We start from the raw sequence: 20,760 nt of genomic DNA on the forward strand, positions 1-20,760 counted from the left end.
TGGAACAAACAGCCCCTGGTTGAATCGCTGGAGAAAGGCTTCCTCGCCCACCGTCCCCTCTTCACGGACGCCGCAAAAAAGCGCCCTTCGGAAAAATCCTGTCGATGGGCCTGCGGCTAATGATAACCATTGTCGGATGGACGTCGCTCCGCCGCAAGGCGCCATCACGCTCTACGAGGCCCTGGACCGGGCGCTCGCGTTCCATCAGACCGGTCGCGCCAGGGAGGCGGGCGATCTCTGCCGCGCGATCCTGCGTGCCTTGCCGGAGCAAGCGGAGACCCGCTGCCTGTTGGGCACCATCGCGTTCGGGCAAGGCCGCCTGGACGCGGCTGGCGCGCTCCTCACCGTCACGGCGGCGCTGGATCCCGCCTTCTTCGACGCCCACCGCAACCTCGCCATCCTGGAGCAGGCCGCCGGCCGCCTGGTGGTGGCGTGCCGGCATTACCAGCGCGCCCTGACCCTGCGACCCGATGACGGAGAAACCCACCTCGCACTGGCCCTGCTGCATGACCAGATTGGCGACGAGCCGAAAGCGGTCGCTTGGCTGCGACAGGGTGTGGCGCGGGCTCCCGGATTCCTTCCTCTGCGGGAGGCCTACACCGGCTTCTGCGAGCGCGCTGCCGCCCGCGCGTTGGGCCGCGGGGATCCAGAGGGCGCCGCTGCCCTTTGCGAACGGGCGCTTCCTCTTCTGCGGGAGGCGCCCGCCGTCACCAGGGCCCTTTGGGGATTGCTGGAGCGGCTCGTGCGCATGGCGCTGCTCGTCGAGAGGCCGGCCCTCGCCATGGAATTTCTGGCGATCAAGGATCCGCTCGACTTCCCCGAGGTCCGGCCCCAGGACATCGACCGCTTTCCTCTGGCCCTGCTGTCTTTCCCGGCTTGGTGCGCCGCCGGCGGCTTCCGCCACGAGGCGTGGCAAGCGCCGGCCCAGGAGCCCGGCCAGGCGCTGCTATCGGCAAGCCCCCCTTGGCTGCACCCCCAGATCGATCGGCTGCTGGTGCTGGCGCAGGAACCGGTGGGCGTGGCGCTCGAGGCGGAGATCGAGGTCGTCCAGGGCTTCTACGTCAAGGACAACTATGAAAGCCATCTGCTGGCCGGCCGGCGGTTCCTGCTGCGCGAGGTGACCGACACGGTCGTACAAGGTCCCCGCGTGCCGCTGGTCGGCGTGACGCCCGGCGCCACGGCGGGCGCCTTCCGCCTGCCCCGCCCGCTCTACCGGACGATGGTGATCGACCAGCCGGTGCTTTTCCTTCCCTCCACGCCCAACTATTGGCATTTCCTCGTCGAGGTGCTGCCGAGGCTGATGGTGCGGGAGCGTGTGGCCGGGATACGCGCCCTGCCGGTGCTTCTCTTCGATGTGCGACCCTACCATCGGGAAATGCTTCAGCTCGTCGGCCTGCCCGCCGAACAGATCATCGACGCGCGGGAACTGATGGGTCCGGACAGCGCCCAGGTCCTCTACCGTCTGAACCGAGCGGCGGTGCCGTCGGCCGTTCCGTACCCCGCCGCCTATCACTGGCTGCGGGAACGCCTGTTGCCGCTGCGGCGCAGGCACGGGCCGCCGACGCGGCGCCTTTACCTGTCGCGGCGAGGCTCGGCGCCCAAGCACCGCATCGCCAACGACGCCGAAGTCGCGGCCCTGCTCGCCGCCCGGGGATTCGAAACGGTGCAACCTGAACGGCTCGGCGTGCTGGAAACGATTGAGCTGATGGCGGAAGCGGAGGTGGTGGTGGCCCCGGTCGGGGCGGCCACCGCCAACCAGGTTTTCCTGCCGCCGGGCGGGCGGTGGGTGCATCTCTGCAACCCGGACTTCTTCCATCCGGACTCCCCCTGGAATGCGCAGATGGGCGTGCAGGTCCCGCTGCTCGGCTGCTTCCACCATCTGGCCGGCCGCTTCACCGACGATCCGGCCGGCCGGCCCGACGATCTGCTCGCCCGGCTCGACATTCCCGTGCGGATCGCCCCCGACACGCTCGGCCGGCTGCTGGACGAGGTTCTGGCTCACCCTTCGGGATCAGGGTAAGCCGCCGTCCGGCCCCTCGCCACCTCCCAGCAGCAGCTTCTCCATGCAATCCGGGCGGGCCAGCGCCTGCTCGAAGTTCCCAGCCTCCACGATTTCGACGCTGGGCAGCGGAAACAGCAACTTGGTTCCGCCCATTACCATCGCGCGCTCACGCTCCAAGAACTCGCGGCGGAAATGCCAGGGCAGCACGAGGTAAAGGTCGGGCCGCAGCGCGCGGGACTCCGCCTCCGAAACGATCGGGATGCCGGTGCCCGGCGTGACAGCGCCGAATTTTTCGGGGTTGCGGTCGGCGGCGCACTCGATAAGATCCCGGCCGATGCCGCACCATTGCAGAAGCACGTTGCCCTTGGTGGAAGCGCCATAGACATGCACCTGCCCGCCCCCGTCGCGGACAGCGCGCAGCCGGCCGAGCAGCTCCTCCCGCAAGGCCTCCGCCCGCGCCTGGAAGGCACGGTAGGGACGGTCCGTCGCCAGCCCCATCGCACCCTCCCGGCGCCGCAGCGCCTCCAGGAAGGCGAGATCCCCTACCGTGCCGAGCCGGTCGTTCGCGGCGTGGCAGACGAAGCAACGGATGCTGCCGCCGTTCATCCCGTTGACCTCCGCCCGGAAGATCCGCAGCCCGGCCCGCCGCGCGATGGTCTCCAGCACGGTGAGGCTGTAATACTCCAGATGCTCGTGGCAGACCGTGTCGAAGGCGTTCCGCAGCAGCATGAGTGGCAGGTAGGACAGCTCCAATACCCACAGCCCGTCCGGAGCGAGCAGCCGGGCGATCGCGGCGGCCGCCCCGCAGGGATCCTCGATGTCGTAGAACATGGCGATGGAGGTCACGATGTCGAACCGGGCGCCGGCGAGTTCCGTCAGCGCGGCTTCGGACGGAAAGAAGGCGTTGACGACGGTAATGTCGCCTTCGAGCCCGGCGGCGATGTCGGACGGATCGACCCCGACCCGCGCCGACGCCGCGGGGTAGGCGCGGAGCAGGGTACCGTCGTTGCAGCCGATGTCGAGCACCGCCGGCGCCAGCCGGCCGGCCAACGCCCCAGACTGTTCGGCGATGCCGCGCAGATGGTCACGCATCGTCGCGTTGAGGCCTGACCGGTACCAGTAGGTCCGGTACAGCCGTTCGGGAGGCACGCTGGCGGAGGTCTGCAACAGCCCGCAGGCTCCCGGATTCCGGTCGGCGCCGCAGCGCACGAGCTGCATGGGAAAGGCCTCTCCGGTCAACGTCGCCCGCCCGGGCTTGGCGAAGGCTCCCTGCAGAACCTGCGGGCCAAGGTCGATGACCGGCACCAGGACCGGCGAACCGCAGACCCGGCACGTCTGTCTCGGGCGAATCGGAGGCGGGCGAAGGGACATACCAGGACCTCGACGGGCTTGGGGGCAAGAGGGCATGGAGTGGAACGCGCCGGCGGGCTGGGACGCCCGCGGGATTGCCAAGACCCGGCCGATGATGCAGGGTCGTCCCCTGACCGATGGAAGGAGGGGACGCATGGAATACACCGCCGGTTCCCGCTTCGCACAACACATTCTTCTCCAGTTCCTCCCCCGCCACGGGAGAAGAACGCCGGCCGGGGACTGACCGGTGCATCCCTTCGTGATCGCGACGGCCGGTGACAGCGCCTATTTCCCTCTGCTCCAGGGACTCGTCCGCTCGGTCCGTGCCTTTCCGCAGGGGGCCGGCGTCCCCATCACCGTGCTCGACCTTGGGCTTGGAGCGGAGGAACGGCGCTGGCTGGCAAACGAAGGGGCGCGGCTGGTGGCGCCGGGCTGGGACCATCCTTTCGACCAGCCGATGCCAGAGTATTTCAAGGCGATGGTGTCGCGCCCGCATCTCCCCAGGCATGTTCCCGACGCCGCCGTCATCCTCTGGCTGGACGCCGACTGCTGGGTGCAGGACTGGTCGGCCGTCGACCTGCTGCTGGCGGGAGCGGCGGCGACCGGCTTCGCCATCGTGCCGGAGCTCGACCGCGCCTACACACCCTTCTACGACGGCGCGCCCTACGCCCACCACCTCCACAACTGGTACAAGGCCTGCTTCGACGAGGCTACGGCGCGCCGGCTCTTCGCCTACCCTCTGCTGAACTGCGGAGTCTTCGCCGCGCAACGCAACGCGCCGCATTGGACGCTCTGGGCGCGCCTGCTGGCGGGCTCCCTCCGCCGGACCGTGCTCTTCGTCAGCGAGCAGGTCGCGCTGAACGTCGCCCTGCGCACCGGCGGGCTGCCGTTCAGCCAGTTGCCGGGGCGCTGCAACTGGATCTGCTTCCGGGCCACGCCCTTCAGCTCCGGGGACGGCCAGCTGCTGCTGGAGCCGGAGCTTCCCCACGCCCCGCTCGGCATCCTGCATTTAGCGGGCTATCCCCTGCCTCGCAAGCAGGACCCGCATACCCTCTCCACGCCCGACGGTGGCACCGTCGTGCGTCCGCTCAGCCACGGGGCGCCAGCCGGAACGCCGAGCTTCGGACCCGAGGCCAAGCCCGTAGAGCGGCCGGAAGATGCGCTGGGCCGGGCTTTCACCCTCTACCAGCAAGGGAAGCAACAGGAGAGCGGCGCGCTGTGCCGGGCGATCCTCGCCACCTCGTCCGACCAGCCGGCGGCCGCCTTCCTGCTGGGGGTGGTAGAGTTTTCGCTGGGAAGGCTGGAGGAATCGCAGCAGTGCTTCGCCGCCGCCCTCGCCTTGCAGCCGGACCTCGTGGACGCCTTCAACAACCTTGCCCTGTTGGAACACCAAACCCATCCCCGCCGCGCCGCGACGCTGACCAAGCGCGCCCTCCGCCTTGAGCCGGACGCCCTGCCCTTCACCCGGCTCGGCACCCTGCTCCGGGACGAGCGGCGGAACGGGGAGGCGCTGGAGGCCCACAAGCGGGCGCTGGCGCTCCAGCCGGATTCGGCCGACGCATGGCGCGAGAACGCCCACAGCCTGCGTGCGGCGAAGCGGACGGCAAAAGCCGCCCAGGGCTACGACCATGCCCATCGGCTTGCCCCGGAACAGACGGAATTCCTTTGCGACCGCCTGTTCGCGAGCCCGTTCATCTGCGACTGACGGAACCATTCGGAAACCTGCCGCTGGCTGCTGGAGACCATCGACCGCGACCAAGGGGTCGTGCTGCCGCCTCTGAGCCTGCTCATCGGCACCAGCCCGGCGCAGCAGGACCGCGCGGCGCGCCGCTTCCACCGCGCGTTCGTCGGGCCGGCTGCTGCGGTTCCGGTCGTGCAGCGGCGCACGGCCCGACCGTCCTCGACGGAGCATTCCTGACTGACACCGTCGAGTACAAGTCAAGCCTTACGCTCGACGGTAATGGTCCCGGCGGCTGCCCAAGAGAGCCCGTGGAACCCAAACGCCATTCGATCCACCAGCCATAATCCTGGAAGCCCAACACCTCCTGCCTCACCGCTTCTCTTAATCGGGGAAAAGTGCCTCACCCAGCTATGGCCAGATCATCGCTGACGAACAGTGCGCGCTCAGAATGGAAGCAAGCTTGGCCGCCTCGTGAATCGCCTTCCATTTTAAAACGCACGTTTTCTTTCAAACATAAATTTCTTATTTCATTCTGTGTGTTCGTTGTCCACTCAACAGCACCACCGTAATATCAACTGAACCGCACCGGGATTCCCGGAGGCCCCGTTTCTTGAGAGAATGGGGTCATCATGACGAAACAGGCATCACCCAAGTACGCCCCTGAAGTCCGCGAACGCGCGGTTCGGATGGTCTTCGAACACGAAGGTGAGCACGCCTCGCAGTGGGCGGCGATCAGCTCGATCGCGGCGAAGATCGGCTGTAATCCCGAGACGTTGCGGGGCTGGGTCCGGCAGGCCGAACGCAACCAGGGCAAGCGGCCCGGGGCGACGACGGACGATCAGGAGCGGATCAAGGCGCTGGAGCGCGAGAACCGGGAGCTGCGCCAGGCGAACGAGATCCTACGCAAGGCGTCGGCGTATTTCGCCCAGGCGGAGCTCGACCGCCCGTTCAAGAAATGATCGCCTTCATCGACGCGCACCGCGTCGTTTACGGGGTCGAGCCGATCTGCAGGGTCCTGCCGATCGCCCCGTCCACCTATTATGCCCATGCCGCCCGTCGGGCCGATCCGGCCAAGGCGCCAGCCCGCTCGCGAAGCGACGCGGAACTGAGTATTGCTATCCGGCGGGTCTGGGACGCGAATTTCCAGGTCTATGGGGTTCGCAAAGTCTGGCGGCAGTTGCGGCGGGAGAGTATCGACGTGGCGCGCTGCACGGTGGCCCGACTGATGAAGCAGATGGGCTTGAAGGGAGCGATGCGTGGCAAGACGGTGCGCACCACGATCGGCGACCGGGCGGCACTGTGCCCCGCTGACCGGGTGAACCGCCAATTCCAGGCGTCCCGCCCGAACGCCTTGTGGTTGGCGGATTTCACGTACGTGTCAACATGGCAGGGCTTCGTCTACGTGGCCTTCGTCATCGACGCCTTCGCGCGCCGCATCGTGGGCTGGCGGGTGTCCAGCACAGCCCACGCTGATTTTGTGCTGGACGCTCTGGAGCAGGCGCTTCACGACCGCCGACCGGCCAGAGGCAGCGGTCTCATCCACCACTCGGATCGTGGGTCGCAATATGTCGCTATACGATACACCGAGCGCCTGACCGATGCCGGGGTCGAGCCCTCCGTCGGTAGCGTCGGCGATTCCTACGATAACGCCTTGGCCGAGACCATCAATGGTCTCTACAAGACCGAGGTGATCCGCCGCCGCGGACCGTGGCGCACACTCGAAGCCGTCGAGTTCGCCACCCTGGAATGGGTGGACTGGTTCAACCACCGACGCCTCCTCGAGCCCGTCGGCAACATTCCTCCTGCCGAGGCCGAAGCGCGCTACTATGCCCAAGCCGAGGACGTCGCTATGGCGGCGTGACTCAACACAAATGGCCTCCGGGAAAACCGGCGCAGTTCAAACCATCACCGCCCGCTCTACTGACCCGGCATCCGTTTCGCGATGCCGGGCACCCCCCGTTCTTGCCCATTCTTGGGGAACCCGCATGTCCGTCTCCGCCCAGGTGCGCGCTCCGCAGATTGCCGACCTCTCCGCCCAGATCGGCGCCGGCACCAAAATCTCCCCGCAATTCCTGATCGGCATCGCCAACCAGCACTTCGGCGGCACCATGGCCACAGGCACCTACACGACGGCGGACGCCTACGACCTTGCGGAACAGGCTCTCAACAGGCTGATCTTGGAACGCCGCGTCATGCTGGCGCCGACTGTCGGGCTGGTGTCGGCCCAAGTCCGGGTCGGCGACCTGGAGGCCATGGGCGCGTTGCTGCCGACGCGCACCCGGCGGGATGACGAGGTCGAGGCGTTCGACCAGTTTAGCACGCCGCCGGCCCTGGGCTTCGCTGCGGCGTGGCTCGCGGACCTGAAGCCCGGCGACGTCGTGCTGGAGCCGAGCGCCGGTGTCGGCGGCCTCGCCATCCACGCCCGGAACGCCGGCGCAACGGTGATGTGCAACGAGTTGTCCGAGCGGCGCGCCGGGCTCCTGGAGGGGCTGGGGTTCGCACCGGTCTTCCGTGAGAACGCGGACCACCTCCATTCCGTCTTGCCGAAACAGGTGCTGCCCACAGCGGTGCTGATCAACCCGCCGTTCACCGCCACCGCGGGTCGGCTGGGCGACAAGGCGGACCCGATGACCGCCGCCCGCCACGTCGACCAAGCGCTGAAGCGGCTGCTGGTGAACGGGCGGCTGGTCGCGATCCTGCCGCCGGGAATGGCCTTCGGTGCCACGCGGTTCCGGGACTGGTGGCGGCAGATCATCCAGGTCTACTCGGTCAAGGCGAACGTGCTGCTGGACGCCCGCGCCTTCCGGAAAGCCGGGACCGACATCGCCGTCCGGGTAGCGGTGATCGACAAGACCGGGCCGACGTCCGCAACGAACCGCCCCATCGTGGCGGAACTGGACTCCGTTGCCAGCATGATGGCGGTGCTGGAGACCGTCCGGCTGAACCGGCCGCACGTCGTTCCCGCCGCTGGCCCGAAAATGCCGGCTGGGGTCGCCCGCCCCGCGGCGCCGACACCGGCCCCCACGCGCCCCGCCGATGAAGCGGCCAAGCCCAGCGCCCCAGCCCCCGAGCCGCAGCCGGCCCCGGCCCCGGCTATCGCCGTCGAGCAGGCCAAGACGCGTGACCGCCACGATGCCCCGATCACCGACACCAAATACGAGCCCTATGAACCGCAGCGCCTGAAGGTGCCCGGCGCGCGGCCGCACCCTTCCAAGCTGGTCGAGAGCGCAGCGATGGCCGCCGTGCTGCCGCCGGAACCGCGGTATGCCCCGCACTTCCCGGAGAGCGTCATCCTGGAGGGGCGGCTGTCGCTCGCCCAGCTCGAAGCCGTGATCTACGCCGGTCAGGCGCACGGCGAGTTCCTCCCGGCCGCGCCAGGGGAAACGCCCTGCCGCGCCGGCTACGCAATCGGCGATGGGACCGGTGTCGGTAAAGGGCGCGAGGCCGCCGGCATCATCTTCGACAACTGGCACCAGGGTCGCCGCAAGGCGCTCTGGATCACCAAGAACGACTCCACCCTGCTCGGCGCCGCGCGCCGGGACTGGTCCGATCTCGGCGGCGATCCCTCGATCATCTTCCCCCTTTCCAAGACGCCAGCAGGCGAAGCCATCAAGGCGCCACACGGCATCCTGCTGGTCAGCACCGGCACCCTGCGCAGCAAGCCGCAGGAGAAAATCACCCGTCTCCAGCAGATCCTCAACTGGCTGGGCCCGGACTTCGATGGCGTCATCATCTCCGACGAGCACCACGCCGCCGCGAACGCGGTGGAGACGGACGGCAGTCGCGGCAAGACGAAGGCCAGCCAAACCGGGCTGGCATCGGTGGACCTCCAGCGATCCCTCCCGTTGGCGCGGATCGTCTTCGTCTCGGCGACCCTGGCGGACAAAGTCGAGAACCTGTCGAGTTGTGACCGTCTCGGGCTGTGGGGCTTCGGCACCCCCTTCTCCAGCAAGCTCGCCTTCATCGACCAGATCAAGTCCGGCGGCATCGCCGCAATGGAGATCGTCACCCGCGACCTGAAGGCGCTTGGCCGCTATGGTGCCCGTTCCCTCTCCTACGAAGATATCCAGTACCGGCGGCTGGTCCACGACCTGACGCCGGAGCAGGTCGCGCTCTATGACGAGATGGCCGAGGCGTGGCAGATCGTGCTGGCCAACGTCCACCAAGCCACCAAGCTGGTCGGCACCGCGAGCGACGGACAGGCGATGTCCAAGACAATGAGCGCCTTCTGGGGGACGCACCAGCGCTTCTTCAATCAGGTGCTGACCGCCATGATGATGCCAACGATCCTCCAGGAGATGAAGGAGGATGTCCGGGCCGGGCGGTCGCCGCTGCTCTACTTCGTGAACACCAACGAGGCCGCCCAGGAACGTGCGTTGGCGCGCGAGGGAGCCGAGGAGAACCTGGACGACCTCGACACGTCGCCGCGGGAAAGCCTGATCCAGTACCTGGAACTCTGCTTCCCGGTGAAGCAGCACGAACCCTATGCCGATGAGTCCGGAAACATCCGAACGCGGACCGCCACCGACAGCACCGGCGCCCCGATCATAAACCAGGAAGCCTTGGAGATGCGGGAGAGCCTGCTGGGCCGCATCGGGTGCCTCCGTGTTCCGAACGGACCACTGGAGCAGCTTCTGGATCGCTTCGGCCCCGACATGGTGGCCGAACTCACCGGACGCACCAGGCGCATCGTGAAGCGGCCGGACGCCAGCGGCATCGTGCGTCCGGTGATTATGGCCCGACAATCACGGTGAGAATGGGCGTCAATCTGGATGAGAATGAAGGACGCCGCCGTCGCGACGGAGGTCGGGCGTAGCCCGGCCGAAGGCGCGACGGCGGCGTTGGCGTCCGTTCGATGGAACAGACGCCGGCTGGCGGAAGCGGTAGCCGCGGCCAGGATCGAGGGTCTTCACGCCAATGAGGAACCCCGACCTTGCCGGGCCCACACATCACCGACCGCCAAATGAGGCTCTACATGAAACACCGACAGTCCGACACCCCCGCCATCGCCGCGGCCAAGGCCGGGTTCAGCACGGCGACCGCCTACCGGATCGAAAACGATCCACGTCCACCGTCACAAAAAGCAATTCCTCGCGGCCGGCGGCGCCCCGATCCGCTGGCTGGCCTGTGGGACAGCGAGGTGGTGCCGATGCTCAAGGCCGCCCCCGGTTTGCGGGCGATCGCCGTGTTCGCCGAAATCCGCCGGCGCCATCCCGAGCTGAGCGAGGGCGTCCGCCGCACGCTGGAACGGCGCATCCGCGCCTGGCGGGCGGTCAACGGCCCCGATCAGGACGTCGTCTTCCGACAGGAGCACGTGCCCGGCCGCATGGGCCTGTCCGACTTCACCGACATGGCCGAACTCGCCGTCACCATTGCTGGACAGCCTCTCGACCACCGCCTCTACCATTTCCGCCTCGCCTATTCCGGCTGGGAGCACGCCCATGTCGTGCTGGGCGGCGAGAGCTTCGTCGCTCTGGCCGAAGGGCTGCAGAACGCGCTGTGGTCGCTCGGCGGCGTGCCGGCCGAGCACCGCAGTGACAGTCTGTCGGCCGCCTTCCGCAACCTGGAGCGCGGCACCGCCGAGGACGCCACCCGCCGCTACGAGCAGCTCTGCGCCCATTACGGCATGATCCCGACCCGCAACAACCGCGGTGTCGCCCACGAGAACGGCAGCATCGAGAGCGCCCACGGCCATCTCAAGAACGCCGTCCGCGACGCGCTGCTGCTGCGCGGGACCCGCGACTTCGACGAGTTGGCCGCCTACCGGCGCTTCATCGACGAGATCGTCGGCCAGCAGAACGCCCGCAGGGCCAAGCCGGTGGACGCCGAGCGCGCCGCCCTCAGGCCGTTGCCGGCCGGCCGCACCGGCGATTTCGAGGAGGCCCTGGTCCACGTCACCTCCAGCGGCGGCTTCACCCTGCGCAAGGTCTTCTACACCGTGCCCTCCCGGCTGATCGGCCATCGCCTGCGCGTGCGCTTGTGCGACGACCGTCTGGACTGCTTCCTGGGCGGCACGCTGGTGGCGACGCTGCCCCGCGGCCGGTCGCGTGGCAACGGCAAGCATGGCCATGTCGTCGATTACCGCCACGTCATCCACGCGCTGCGGCGCAAGCCGATGGCGCTGCTCAACCTCGTCTACCGCGACCAGCTGTTTCCCCGCCGCGCCTACGCCCGCGCCTTCAAGGCGCTGCTGGCCGCCGGCAACGAGCGCCACGCCTGCACCATCGCCGTCGGCCTGCTGTCGCTCGCCCATGAACGCGGCTGCGAGGCCGAACTGGCCCACCGGCTCGACGCTGACCTGGACGCCGGCCGGCTGCCCGATCTGCCGGGCTTGCGCGAGCAATTCCAGCCCGCCGCTCCGACCATCACCGACGTCGTGGTCGAACTGGTGCCGCTGAGCCTTTTCGACGAGTTGGGCACCGTCCGCCCGGGAGCCGCGGCATGAGCCCGTCCGATCCCATCGACGCCGCCCGCCTGTCGCTGGCGCTGGGCGACCTGCGCCTGCCCGCGATCAAGCTGATCTGGCCGGAGTTCGCCGCCCGCGCCGACAAGGAGGGCTGGCCGGCCGCCCGCTTCCTCGCCGCGCTCACCGAGCATGAAATGGCCGAACGGGCCCGGCGCCGCATCGAACGCCATCTCGACGAGGCCCGCCTGCCGCCGGGCAAAACGCTGGAGGCCTTCGAGTTCGCCGCCCTGCCGATGGTCAGCAAGGCCCAGGTCATGGCGCTCACCGCCGGGGACAGCTGGCTGGAAAAGGGCGCCAACCTGATCCTGTTCGGGCCGCCCGGCGGCGGCAAAAGCCATCTCGCCGCCGCCATCGGCTAAGCGTTGGTGGAAAACGGCTGGCGCGTCCTGTTCGCCCGGACCACCGACCTCGTGCAGAAGCTGCAGATCGCCCGGCGCGACCTCGCTTTGGAATCGGCGATCGCCAAGCTCGACAAGTACCACCTGCTGATCCTCGACGACTTCGCCTACGTCAACAAGGACCAGGCCGAAACCAGCGTCATCTTCGAGTTGATCGGAACCCGCTACGAGCGCCGCTCGCTGTTGATCACGGCCAGCCAGCCGTTCGGCGAATGGGGGCGGATCTTTCCCAATCAGGCCATGACCCTGGCCGCCATCGACCGCCTCGTCCACCACGCCACCATCTTCGAGATGAACGTCGAAAGCTATCGCCGGCGAGCCGCCCTGGAGCGCAAACGCGGGCCGGGACGGCCGCCCTCCCGCGCGACAATCAACGCCAACCAGATTGACGCGCCGCGACAGGAGGCTTGAAAACCGCCGCCGCGCGCGACAATCATCCTTCAGCCGCGACCCCTATCGGCTCTGGCGCCTGCATGCTCCCCTCCACCCACCTGACCTTGTTGGGAGGATGACGCGGGAAAAGAACTTTTCAAGAACAAAGGGTCGTTGACACCAAAGCTAGTGCACTGACACAGACAGAGGATTCACAGGCGGCGTTCGACGTGCGATTCTGCCGGCATGGCCCAGACCGTCAGCGTCATCGTTGGACCGGAGGATCGTGCGCGCTTGGCCACGATCCTCGCCGCCCGCAACCGCCCGCAGAAGCATGTTCAGCGGGCAAACATCATCCTGTTGTCGGCTGAACGGCTGCCCGTTCTGGACGTGTCGCGCCAAGCCGGCGTCAGCCGTCCGGCGGTTTGGCGTTGGCAGGTGCGCTACGCCGAACAAGGCGTCGAGGGGCTGTTGCGCGACAAGACGCGCAAGCCCGGCCGGGCACCGCTGCCGCCCGCGACTGTCGCCAAGGTGCTGGCGCTGACCTGTTCGGAACCACCCGGCGCCGTCACCCACTGGACTGGTCGGGCGGTCGCCAAGGCGGTCGGCATCAGCCTGCGCGCCGTGCAGCGCATCTGGGAGGCCAACCGCCTTCAGCCGCATCGCCTGCGCACCTTCAAACGCTCCAGCGATCCGGCCTTCGCGGCCAAGGTCGAGGACATTGTGGGCCTCTACATGGACCCGCCCTGCCATGCGGTGGTGCTGTCCATCGACGAGAAGAGCCAGATCCAGGCGCTCGACCGCACCCAGCCCGGCTTGCCGCTGAAGCCCGGCAAGTGCGGAACGATGACATACGACTACAAGCGCAACGGCACCACCACGCTGTTCGCGGCGCTGAATACGCTGGACGGCACCGTGGTCGGGCGTTGCCTACCCAAGCACACCCACAAGGAGTTCATCAAGTTCCTGAACGCCGTGGAGCGCGCCGTTCCGGCGGGCAAGGTGATCCACGCCATCGTCGATAATTACGCCACCCACAAGCATCCCAAGGTACTGGAATGGCTGGCCGATCACCCGCGCTGGGTCTTCCATTTCACGCCCACCTCGGCCTCGTGGATCAACGCCGTCGAGGGCTTCTTCTCGATCATCACCCGCCGGAGCATCCGCCGGGGTGTCTTCAAGTCCGTGGCCGATCTCCAGGATGCTATCGCGAGCTACATCCGCGAGCACAACAAGGCGTCCAGGCCATTCGTCTGGACCAAGTCCGCCGATGCCATCCTCGAAAAACTCAGCCGTCTGCCTGCACCTTCTGAATGAGTCAGTGCACTAGGATCGCGCTGACCAGCTCCGCTGTCATGCCCATCCCAGCGCCGGGACCAGCGGGCTGGCGCTCACCGACAAGATCTTGACGAGGCGGAAGTCGGACGCGACGGTGCGCGCCGGGAACATAACGTTCACGGTTGGTATCCTTTGGTTGAAGATAGGAATTGGGTAGTCAGGCCGACGATCTGCAGACATCAGTTCGCAGGATCGATAGGGTTGCGCACCTCGCCATAACAGATACAGGCGCGAGGACAGCGCCTACATCGGGGTATTTCCGATAGCCTCTTGGAACGGGCGAGCGAAGCGTCTCAACGTCTGCTTGTCGTCTCTTCCGTGGAGGACGAAATGGACGTCGCTAATTCGATACGATTTGTCCTGACGCACATTCCTTTGATCACCTTCCTGTTGGCGATCATCATTCCAACCCTCAGCCGGTCTGATCGGACCCCGGAAGGCTATTTGTCCTGGCTGCTGCTACTCGCCGTTGGCGTCGATGCCCTCTGGGCGGGGCTGTTCCACGTGTTCGCTCCGGAGCGCGCCGCAGCGTTCATCGGATGGACGACAAGCCCGTTTCAGTTCGAGATCGGCATCGCCGACATAGCGCTGGGGGCCATGGGAGTGTTCGCCTTCCGGAGATCGCTCGACTTCAAGGCAGCGGTCGTGACCTATGCGTCGCTGTTCTACGTCGGCGTGGCATACGGCCACTTTCATCAGATTTGGGTGGCCGGGAACTATGCACCTGGAAACGCCGGCATCCTTCTCGTTCTCACCTGCATCCGGCCGTTCCTCCTGATCCTGCTCCTCATCGCGGCTCAGCGGAAGGCAGCCCCGGCGTTGGCCCTTGGGAGGTAGGGAGTGGCTGTGGGAGCGCTTCGACGTCACGTTTCCGAAGCGCTCCGAGGAGATCCCAAAACCAGTCCACATCGGCCCGGCCTTGTACAGCAGAGGCAACGATCCGGCCATGGTCAAGCCGGAGTTATCTCTTCTCCGGCCCCAGCACCCGCTCCCGCTCGTGGATCAGCAGCGCGAGAGCCGCCTGGACAATCTTTTCCCTCGGGATGTCGCTCAACTCCAGCTCCCGGAGCGCTTGCTGAATATATTGGGAGACTGCTTGTTCGACCTGCTCCGGCGGCAAGCCGGCGAGTTCAACCGCCAAGCGCTCCGCCACTGGCTTCATGGCTACGGCAACGACGGCATCGGTCGGTGTCATGGATCACCCTCCCCCAGGGCTTCCTGGTTGTCCAGTCTACCTTCAGTTTAGCGACAGCGAGGCGGTGAAGTGTAGAGGGTTGATTCGCGTGTTTCCAGCTGCGTGCGGGCGCGCCGACCAAGCGGCCCACTCCGCAGGGTCGATCTCAGAGCCCGTTTGACAACCAGTTTCACTGGCAGACTCGTCGAAGTAGCAGGCTTGCCATGGCGAGCTGCATCATGCCGCCGGAGACGTCGATCCGGGCTTCATAGTCTCGAACCAGACGTCTCCAGCGGGTCATTCATCCGAAGGTCCGCTCGCCCACCCAGCGCCGCGGCACGACCTTGAACCCTGGCTCTGTGTCGGTTCGCCGGACCACCTCGATGGTGAAGTCGAGGAAGGCAGCCTTGTCCATCAGCTTCTTGCGATCATAGGCGCTGTCGGCGAAGAAGTGCTTCATCCACGGCCAACGCTTGCGCATCGCCTCCAGAATTTTCTGGGCTCCGGCAGAGTCGGAGATGTCAGCCGTGGTCAGGTTCACCATCAACAAGCGGCCATCGGTGTCGACCGCGATGTGCCGCTTGCGCCCATTGATTTTCTTGCCCGCGTCATAGCCGCGCTCCGCGGCGGCGGGAGCTTTCACCGATTGGCTGTCCACAACCCCGGCGCTCGGACTGGCCTCGCGCCCAGCCCGTTCACGGTCGATCATCAACGCCACGTCGTGGATCGTCTGAAACAGCAAGCGCCGCAGGAGATGCCGAAACCACCAATACACCGTCTGCCACGGAGAGAAGTTCTTCGGTAAAAGCCGCCAGCCACAGCCCGTCCGGGCCAAGTAGCGCAAGGCGTTCAAGACTTCCCGAAGGTCCACAGACCTCGGGCGGCCGGTGTCGGCCTTCTGCGGCATCAGCGGTTCTATCAGACACCATTCCTCATCGGTCAGGTCCGTCGAATACCGCTTCGTCTTCTTCTCGATCCTGGCCATTCGGCTGCGCGTCGCTTCGGTCCACATCCGAAGTTTGAATCATATCACGCCGCTACAGCCAAACCTTTTCAAACGGTCTCTCAACACCCTCCAGAGAAGCTAATCCAGCGCGGAACACTCATGGCCCCAGATATGGCGGGAACGCTCAACAGCCCACATACCCGAGCATGCAATTTTTGGATGTGATATTCCGACAGAAGCTCAATTTTGACTCGACGGCTACTGGGTTATTGCCTTACCCCTTTTTCGCAGAGCAAGACATTTTAGGAACGGCCATGTGCCATTATGTTTCGTCAGCGTGCAACTCGGCTTGCCGAGCACTCAAGACGTTGCGAGAGCACAATCAAGCCGCCATCGGCTTTGAAGCCCGGGAATACCTGATTGGTGTTGAGCGGTGGATAATAGCTTGGACATGCCGCACTCCATTCGCCATGCAGGGATTTTCTGAGGGCGCCAGTCACCTGCACGAGTGCTCGTTATGCCGGGAACAGAAAGGTGAAGAAGGGGCAGAACAAGTCCCTCACTTCCGGAGCAGCTTGTCCTTCGCCGCGGACCCGGCGCTGGAGCCGACCCAGTAGGACACCACCGCCGACGCCATGGTGGTCAGGGCGCCGAGCATCAGCGTGGCGTTCTGGTCGATTGCACCGGCCGGTTGGCTCAGCACCCGGTACAGCACGATGCCGAATGTCACCAGGACGATGGTCGAGACGATGGGCGCCCCCCAGGAGATGCGGCTGCCGGCCTGGGCAAGCTGGACGGTCTGGGCGCGGGCGTCGGCCCGGTCTTCGTTGTCCAGCCGGAGCAGCGCCACGACCTGATCGCCCTGCTGACGGTACAGTTCGGCCAGCATCGACGGGTCATCCTTGACCGCGGCGACAGCCCGCTTGGCACCCTCCGGAGTGGTAATCGGCAGGCCGGTCACGGCGGAGACGACGGACACCGCAGCCTCGCCGACCTTCTGGGCGGTCTCGCCGGTGCCGAGGGCGGCCTTGGCGACCTCCGGCAGCAGCACCGGGGCTAGGGCGGAGATGATAGGGATGAGCAGTGGCAGCATGATGGGCGCCCCTCCTTCGGGCATGAAAAAAGCCGCCTCGGCAGGGGCCGGGCGGCTGGTGGGTGAAGCTGATCAACCTTGTCTTAGCTCACTTACGATATAGGTAAGTCATGAGAGCACGTGTTGAGTTGGTGTGCTTTTGGTTTACTCGTTATCTGATTGTCGTCGGTCGTTCGCCTTTCGAGCAAAGCGGGAGTGACTAATGATCACTGTGCGGCAGGAAGACACGAATGAGCGAAAACGGCGTTTATATATTGATTTCCTGATTTCTCGCCAACGAGAAGCAATCGCGCGAGCCCGCACCGCGGTCGAAGAGTCTCGTCGCTTACGCAAAGAATTTCAGGAGTCTCAGCCAAAGCGCGCATGCACAGAATTTACCTCCGGGATCAGAAGCGCATTGGTGGGAACTACGTCCTCTGCCATTGTAGGCGATCATGAACACGCGGTTTTCTCCAAAACGGATTCAGCGACTGCTGCTCCTTCAAGAGCACGCCATCAGGCAAGCAGTGGCGTTGCAAGAACAGAGCCAGGAACTGGTCTCGCGCGCTGTCGAGATCCGGCTTGAAGTGCAGGACGTGTGTGCCCGCATCGCGGACCGACGGTTGGGTAGACGATTGTCTGGGCACGGTGTTCAGGCGCATCCTTTGGGGCGCACAGGTCGATGGAGCCCGGCATGCCCAAGCCCGAGTACAGCAGCAGGGTCATGGTCCAGGGATACCTGACGCAGGATCAGATCCTGCTCCTGCTGACGGCTGATCCTGAGACCGGTCATGTCTGTGTGGCGGAACCAGGCGGTTCTCTGGAATGGCTGATAGCTGAGTGCTACGACCTGGGACTGATCAATCCCGGCAACGGGCCAGGGACATGGCGTCTCAGCCGTGACGGCTGGGATGCCTGGAACGCGCTGCTGGATTGATGGCGGGCCGGTTTCGGGCTGAGGATCTCGATCATGGGGCTTCCCCTGTATTAGGCGGCGAGACGCCTTTAGCAGGCGACTCTGACACCCCACCCAATGGGCCGAGCGAAAATGGTGGGGGGAGCCAAGGAAAGAAAAATGCAATCACGGCGCCGTGAAAGGGGGCATAGGGCGCCGCGATTGCTTGAGTCACAGGGAGGAAATCATCGTCCAGGAGCAAGCACGTTGGGTGACGTGCAGTCGATTAACACGCTGACAACATGTTGGTGCGCTGGCTCGCAAGGTATACCGCGCCCGGGTAGTTATCCGGCTGCTCTGCCCTGCTGTGTCTACCGACCACGTTCAGCCCGCCTCGAACAGCTTCGCCTCCGCAGCCCGGCGCTTCACCAGCCCTGGCAGCTCCGTCTTGACGCCATTCACCGTGGCGAACACCCAGCGGCCGAACTGGCCAGCCGCCCCCGCATAGTCCCGCTGGTTCAGCAGGCGCAGCAGGGTCGATTCCTGCAGGCTTCCGGCACCCAGGTTGAACACGAACGACGCCAAGGCGCCGCGCTGCCGATCGGTCAGCGGCACCTTGACGAGCCGGGCGACCTGCGCGGCGGCATCGGCCATGTCGGCGCGCAGGAAGACCTCGGCCTGGAGGCTGGTGATGGTCTGGCCCATCCGGACCCCGGCGGTGTGGCCGTAACCGATGGTCGGCACCCCCGCCGGGCAGAGGTAGGCCTTGAGGTACAGGCCCTCGGATCGGCGGACGAGATCCAAGGCGTCGTGATGGATTTCGCGCGGGTTCGCCGCGCCGGCGGGCGTGGTGGTCATTTCGACATATTCCCATTGTGGTTGTTTAGGGTGGCAGCGTCACATAGGATTCGCCGATCTGCCTTCCAGGGCAGATTTAGCTGAACCTTGGCGGCTCTCTGTGGCCGCCATTCTTTTGCCGGCGCGGGGCTCCGACAGAGGGGAGGTTCAGCCAGCAGACCGCCGCTCCAACGGCCCGAGCCGCTGGAAGCCGGAGCACATGCCCCGGCGCGCGTTGATGAGTAGGTGCGCCAGCAGGAGGCGGGCAGCGGCCTCGTCCCCCGCCGCAGTCGGCCAGGACCTTGTCGGCGACCTGCTGGGCATCGGGTTGGGTGGGGTCAGGCCGGGATTGCATCGGGTTCAGCCCGGTAGATCGCGCGCACCGCGGCGACGTTGATGTTGGCGGCTTCGAGCTGCTCCAGCAGCACGCCGACAATGCGGCGGTGCTCTTCCTCGGAATGTTCCAGTACCGACACCTTGCCGGTCAGCGTTTCGACCTCGCTGCGCAGGCTCGTGTTTTCGCGACGCAGGGCCTCCTCGCGCTGCGTCGGGCCGCCCCGGATCGTCGCTACGGCGTCGGCCAGCGGGCGGGCCACTCGCGGCAGGTTCTGGAGTGCCGCCATGATGACGATGACGAAGGCCCCCAGCGTTGCCAGGAAGGCAAGCGCCAGGATACCGAGCAGGGCATAAACGGCAGGCCCGCCCTCCTCCAGCAGGTCGGCCAGCCGGTCCAGCGCTGAGGCGAGCTGATCCGTGGCCGGGGGATCGGACGCGGCCAGGGCCGCCCCGGCGGTGAGTGCACAGGCCAGGACGTAAACGATCAAGCGAAGGGTGGGCATGGTGCCTCCGTGATGCCCGCGCGCTACAAGAAGAAGCGCGCGGGCATGAAAAAAGCCGCCTCGGCGGGGCCGGGCGGCGGGGTGATTGTCAGGGTGGCGCGTCAGGCGCATCCTGTTCAGATGCGCAGGTCATCAGAGCTTGGCGTGCCCGAGCCCCAGTACCACAACGGGATCACATCGTGTTTCTGCTGACGGCCGATCTGTGTACTGGGGAGATCGTTGGCCTGCGTCGGTCAGAACATCAGATCATCGAATCGAGCTCGCGACGGCGCGCGTCGGTCAGGCCGAGACGAGAGGCAAGGTAGGCAAGATACTGACGATCGACGTCGTTGCCGCCGCGCACCGCCAGTTCGGAGGCGAGATAGACCTGCTCGGCTGTCTCAGGGTCGCGGACTTCACGGATGATTTCATCCATGGGCCGCGGCGTGCGCAACTCGGCTTCGACGATCCGGCGGTCTTCCGGTTCGGCTTGGGCTGCGTCGAGGCTGTCGAGTATCCGCCGCTGCTCATCGATCGAGATGCGGCCATCGGCATTTGCCGCCGCGATCATGGCGCGGATCAACAGAAGCGCCTTTGCGTCACCGAGGTCAGGCTCCGGCGCGCCACCACGCAGAACGTTGGCCAGACGGTCGCCGAGGCCGCCGACGGCCCCTCCCGCCGCCGCGCCGCCCAGAACACCGCCCAGCGCCCCTCCGAGGCCGAATCGGTCGAGAATGCCACTCAAGCCCCCGCCGCTCACCGGTCCGCCCGGCTGGGCCGAAGGATGACCGGCGGCGGTGGAGCGCTTCTGGTTGTCCTGATACGCCTTGTAAGCGAGGTAGGCGAGAGACGCGAGCCCCGCCTTCTGGAACAAGCCCATGCCACCAGCCGGCGCCTGCGGAGCGCCGTAGCCATGGCCGTAATGGCCCCTCTTCTTCTTTTTGCCTTTCTTGCCAAGGACCAGAGGCAGCGCAGCGGCAAAGGCTGGTCCCCGGCTGGTGCGGCCGGCCAGTCCATTGGCCAGGATGACACCGAGAACTTTGCTCAGGTTGCTCATGGTTCCCTTCTCTGCTGGGGCTGGGGACTCCTTTCCCCGCCGTGACCGGGTGCCGTAGAGATGGGAGCGTTTCCCGCCGGTGAAACCCGGTATGCCGTCAAAAGCGTGCCCTCAGCACCGGGGCCAGGGCAGAGATGATGGGGATAGGTAGTGGCAGCATGATGGGTGTCCCTCCTTCGGGCATGAAAAAAGCCGCCTCGGCGGGGCCGGGGTGATTGCTCACGGGGGTGGCTGAGCGCACGCTGCCGGCCGGGGCGGCCGCGCATTGGGGGTGGCTGGCGATCGGGTGTTGCGCGGCGACTCGGGATATGAGTCAACGTCTCTATGACGGTTCCGCCGCGCTATTGCCTGAGC

General features: G+C 66.2%; 16 protein-coding genes, 2 pseudogenes and 1 other annotated feature. Of the genes and pseudogenes, 11 read left to right on the forward strand and 7 right to left on the reverse strand.

Features of this window, described 5'->3' with window-relative positions; translation table 11 throughout:
- Positions 1-136 precede the first annotated feature (136 nt).
- The gene (locus AC1DVI_RS24860) at positions 137-2,020 is read left to right on the forward strand and encodes a glycosyltransferase 61 family protein (RefSeq protein WP_476960236.1); all 1,884 of its coding nucleotides are present in this window, start codon (positions 137-139) and stop codon (positions 2,018-2,020) included.
- Here AC1DVI_RS24860 and AC1DVI_RS24865 read toward each other — a convergent pair.
- Entirely contained in the window at positions 2,012-3,307 is a 1,296-nt protein-coding gene (locus AC1DVI_RS24865) for a class I SAM-dependent methyltransferase (RefSeq protein ID WP_476960237.1), read from the reverse strand. The genes AC1DVI_RS24860 and AC1DVI_RS24865 overlap by 9 nt on opposite strands.
- Positions 3,308-3,611: 304 nt before the next feature.
- Between AC1DVI_RS24865 and AC1DVI_RS24870 the strand changes: the two genes are divergently transcribed.
- The 8 genes and pseudogenes from AC1DVI_RS24870 to AC1DVI_RS24905 all read left to right on the forward strand — a co-directional run bounded on the left by AC1DVI_RS24870 (position 3,612) and on the right by AC1DVI_RS24905 (position 14,444).
- On the forward strand, positions 3,612-5,057 hold the full coding sequence (locus tag AC1DVI_RS24870) for a tetratricopeptide repeat protein (protein WP_476960238.1): 1,446 nt from the start codon (positions 3,612-3,614) through the stop codon (positions 5,055-5,057).
- 60 nt (positions 5,058-5,117) lie between these two features.
- Entirely contained in the window at positions 5,118-5,270 is a 153-nt protein-coding gene (locus tag AC1DVI_RS24875; RefSeq protein ID WP_476960239.1) for a hypothetical protein, read from the forward strand.
- Between the two features lie 392 nt (positions 5,271-5,662).
- Positions 5,663-6,894 (forward strand): IS3 family transposase gene (locus AC1DVI_RS24880; RefSeq protein ID WP_476960240.1). Its coding sequence is split into 2 segments (ribosomal slippage): positions 5,663-5,957 and positions 5,957-6,894, totalling 1,233 coding nucleotides; the frame shifts between segments, so codons are not numbered across the junction.
- Positions 5,947-6,063: a sequence feature (AL1L pseudoknot), on the forward strand. Its footprint overlaps the gene before it by 117 nt.
- 124 nt (positions 6,895-7,018) lie before the next feature.
- Positions 7,019-9,787: a strawberry notch-like NTP hydrolase domain-containing protein gene (locus AC1DVI_RS24885; protein ID WP_476960241.1), complete on the forward strand. Its 2,769-nt coding sequence runs from the start codon at positions 7,019-7,021 to the stop codon at positions 9,785-9,787.
- Between the two features lie 179 nt (positions 9,788-9,966).
- Positions 9,967-11,478, forward strand: coding sequence for an IS21 family transposase (gene istA, locus AC1DVI_RS24890; protein ID WP_476960242.1), 1,512 nt, complete (start codon positions 9,967-9,969; stop codon positions 11,476-11,478).
- A pseudogene (gene istB, locus AC1DVI_RS24895) lies at positions 11,475-12,308 on the forward strand (IS21-like element helper ATPase IstB). The gene istA and the pseudogene istB overlap by 4 nt, the downstream one beginning before the upstream one ends.
- 207 nt (positions 12,309-12,515) lie before the next feature.
- Positions 12,516-13,586, forward strand: coding sequence for an IS630 family transposase (locus AC1DVI_RS24900; RefSeq protein WP_476960243.1), 1,071 nt, complete (start codon positions 12,516-12,518; stop codon positions 13,584-13,586).
- A 351-nt stretch (positions 13,587-13,937) separates the two neighbouring features.
- Complete coding sequence (locus AC1DVI_RS24905) at positions 13,938-14,444, forward strand: DUF6790 family protein (protein ID WP_476960244.1); 507 nt, start codon at positions 13,938-13,940, stop codon at positions 14,442-14,444.
- 124 nt (positions 14,445-14,568) lie between these two features.
- Here the strand turns inward: AC1DVI_RS24905 and AC1DVI_RS24910 are convergent, their stop codons facing one another.
- From AC1DVI_RS24910 to AC1DVI_RS24920, 3 genes and pseudogenes are all read right to left on the reverse strand, one after another.
- Positions 14,569-14,802, reverse strand: a complete 234-nt coding sequence (locus AC1DVI_RS24910; protein WP_476960245.1) for a hypothetical protein — start codon at positions 14,800-14,802, stop codon at positions 14,569-14,571.
- Between the two features lie 169 nt (positions 14,803-14,971).
- Positions 14,972-15,793 (reverse strand): annotated as a pseudogene (locus tag AC1DVI_RS24915) (IS5 family transposase).
- 493 nt (positions 15,794-16,286) lie between these two features.
- The gene (locus AC1DVI_RS24920; protein ID WP_476960246.1) at positions 16,287-16,820 is read right to left on the reverse strand and encodes a hypothetical protein; all 534 of its coding nucleotides are present in this window, start codon (positions 16,818-16,820) and stop codon (positions 16,287-16,289) included.
- A 673-nt stretch (positions 16,821-17,493) separates the two neighbouring features.
- Between AC1DVI_RS24920 and AC1DVI_RS24925 the strand changes: the two genes are divergently transcribed.
- The gene (locus AC1DVI_RS24925) at positions 17,494-17,736 is read left to right on the forward strand and encodes a hypothetical protein (protein WP_476960247.1); all 243 of its coding nucleotides are present in this window, start codon (positions 17,494-17,496) and stop codon (positions 17,734-17,736) included.
- A gap of 342 nt (positions 17,737-18,078) precedes the next feature.
- Here the strand turns inward: AC1DVI_RS24925 and AC1DVI_RS24930 are convergent, their stop codons facing one another.
- Positions 18,079-18,552 carry a lysozyme gene (locus tag AC1DVI_RS24930; RefSeq protein WP_476960248.1) on the reverse strand — a complete coding sequence of 158 codons (474 nt, stop codon included), beginning with the start codon at positions 18,550-18,552 and terminating at the stop codon, positions 18,079-18,081.
- Between the two features lie 317 nt (positions 18,553-18,869).
- Positions 18,870-19,370: a hypothetical protein gene (locus AC1DVI_RS24935; RefSeq protein WP_476960249.1), complete on the reverse strand. Its 501-nt coding sequence runs from the start codon at positions 19,368-19,370 to the stop codon at positions 18,870-18,872.
- Between the two features lie 12 nt (positions 19,371-19,382).
- Here AC1DVI_RS24935 and AC1DVI_RS24940 point away from each other — a divergent pair, with 12 nt between their 5' ends.
- Positions 19,383-19,562 (forward strand): hypothetical protein, encoded by a 180-nt coding sequence (locus AC1DVI_RS24940; protein ID WP_476960250.1) that lies wholly within the window; start codon positions 19,383-19,385, stop codon positions 19,560-19,562.
- A 49-nt stretch (positions 19,563-19,611) separates the two neighbouring features.
- Here AC1DVI_RS24940 and AC1DVI_RS24945 read toward each other — a convergent pair whose 3' ends face one another.
- The gene (locus tag AC1DVI_RS24945) at positions 19,612-20,406 is read right to left on the reverse strand and encodes a tellurite resistance TerB family protein (protein WP_476960251.1); all 795 of its coding nucleotides are present in this window, start codon (positions 20,404-20,406) and stop codon (positions 19,612-19,614) included.
- Between the last annotated feature and the right edge of the window lie 354 nt (positions 20,407-20,760).

The organism is Azospirillum sp. P4_B5 (assembly GCF_056402275.1).

What these genes read in the sequence shown, in the direction of transcription:
- AC1DVI_RS24860 (WP_476960236.1), top strand. Translation starts at nt 137, where the DNA reads ATGGACGTCGCTCCGCCGCAAGGCGCCATCACGCTCTACGAGGCCCTG.
- AC1DVI_RS24885 (WP_476960241.1), top strand. Translation starts at nt 7,019, where the DNA reads ATGTCCGTCTCCGCCCAGGTGCGCGCTCCGCAGATTGCCGACCTCTCC.
- AC1DVI_RS24900 (WP_476960243.1), top strand. Translation starts at nt 12,516, where the DNA reads ATGGCCCAGACCGTCAGCGTCATCGTTGGACCGGAGGATCGTGCGCGC.
- AC1DVI_RS24905 (WP_476960244.1), top strand. Translation starts at nt 13,938, where the DNA reads ATGGACGTCGCTAATTCGATACGATTTGTCCTGACGCACATTCCTTTG.
- AC1DVI_RS24910 (WP_476960245.1), bottom strand. Translation starts at nt 14,802, where the DNA reads ATGACACCGACCGATGCCGTCGTTGCCGTAGCCATGAAGCCAGTGGCG.
- AC1DVI_RS24920 (WP_476960246.1), bottom strand. Translation starts at nt 16,820, where the DNA reads ATGCTGCCACTGCTCATCCCTATCATCTCCGCCCTAGCCCCGGTGCTG.
- AC1DVI_RS24925 (WP_476960247.1), top strand. Translation starts at nt 17,494, where the DNA reads ATGCCCAAGCCCGAGTACAGCAGCAGGGTCATGGTCCAGGGATACCTG.
- AC1DVI_RS24930 (WP_476960248.1), bottom strand. Translation starts at nt 18,552, where the DNA reads ATGACCACCACGCCCGCCGGCGCGGCGAACCCGCGCGAAATCCATCAC.
- AC1DVI_RS24935 (WP_476960249.1), bottom strand. Translation starts at nt 19,370, where the DNA reads ATGCCCACCCTTCGCTTGATCGTTTACGTCCTGGCCTGTGCACTCACC.
- AC1DVI_RS24940 (WP_476960250.1), top strand. Translation starts at nt 19,383, where the DNA reads ATGCCCGCGCGCTACAAGAAGAAGCGCGCGGGCATGAAAAAAGCCGCC.
- AC1DVI_RS24945 (WP_476960251.1), bottom strand. Translation starts at nt 20,406, where the DNA reads ATGAGCAACCTGAGCAAAGTTCTCGGTGTCATCCTGGCCAATGGACTG.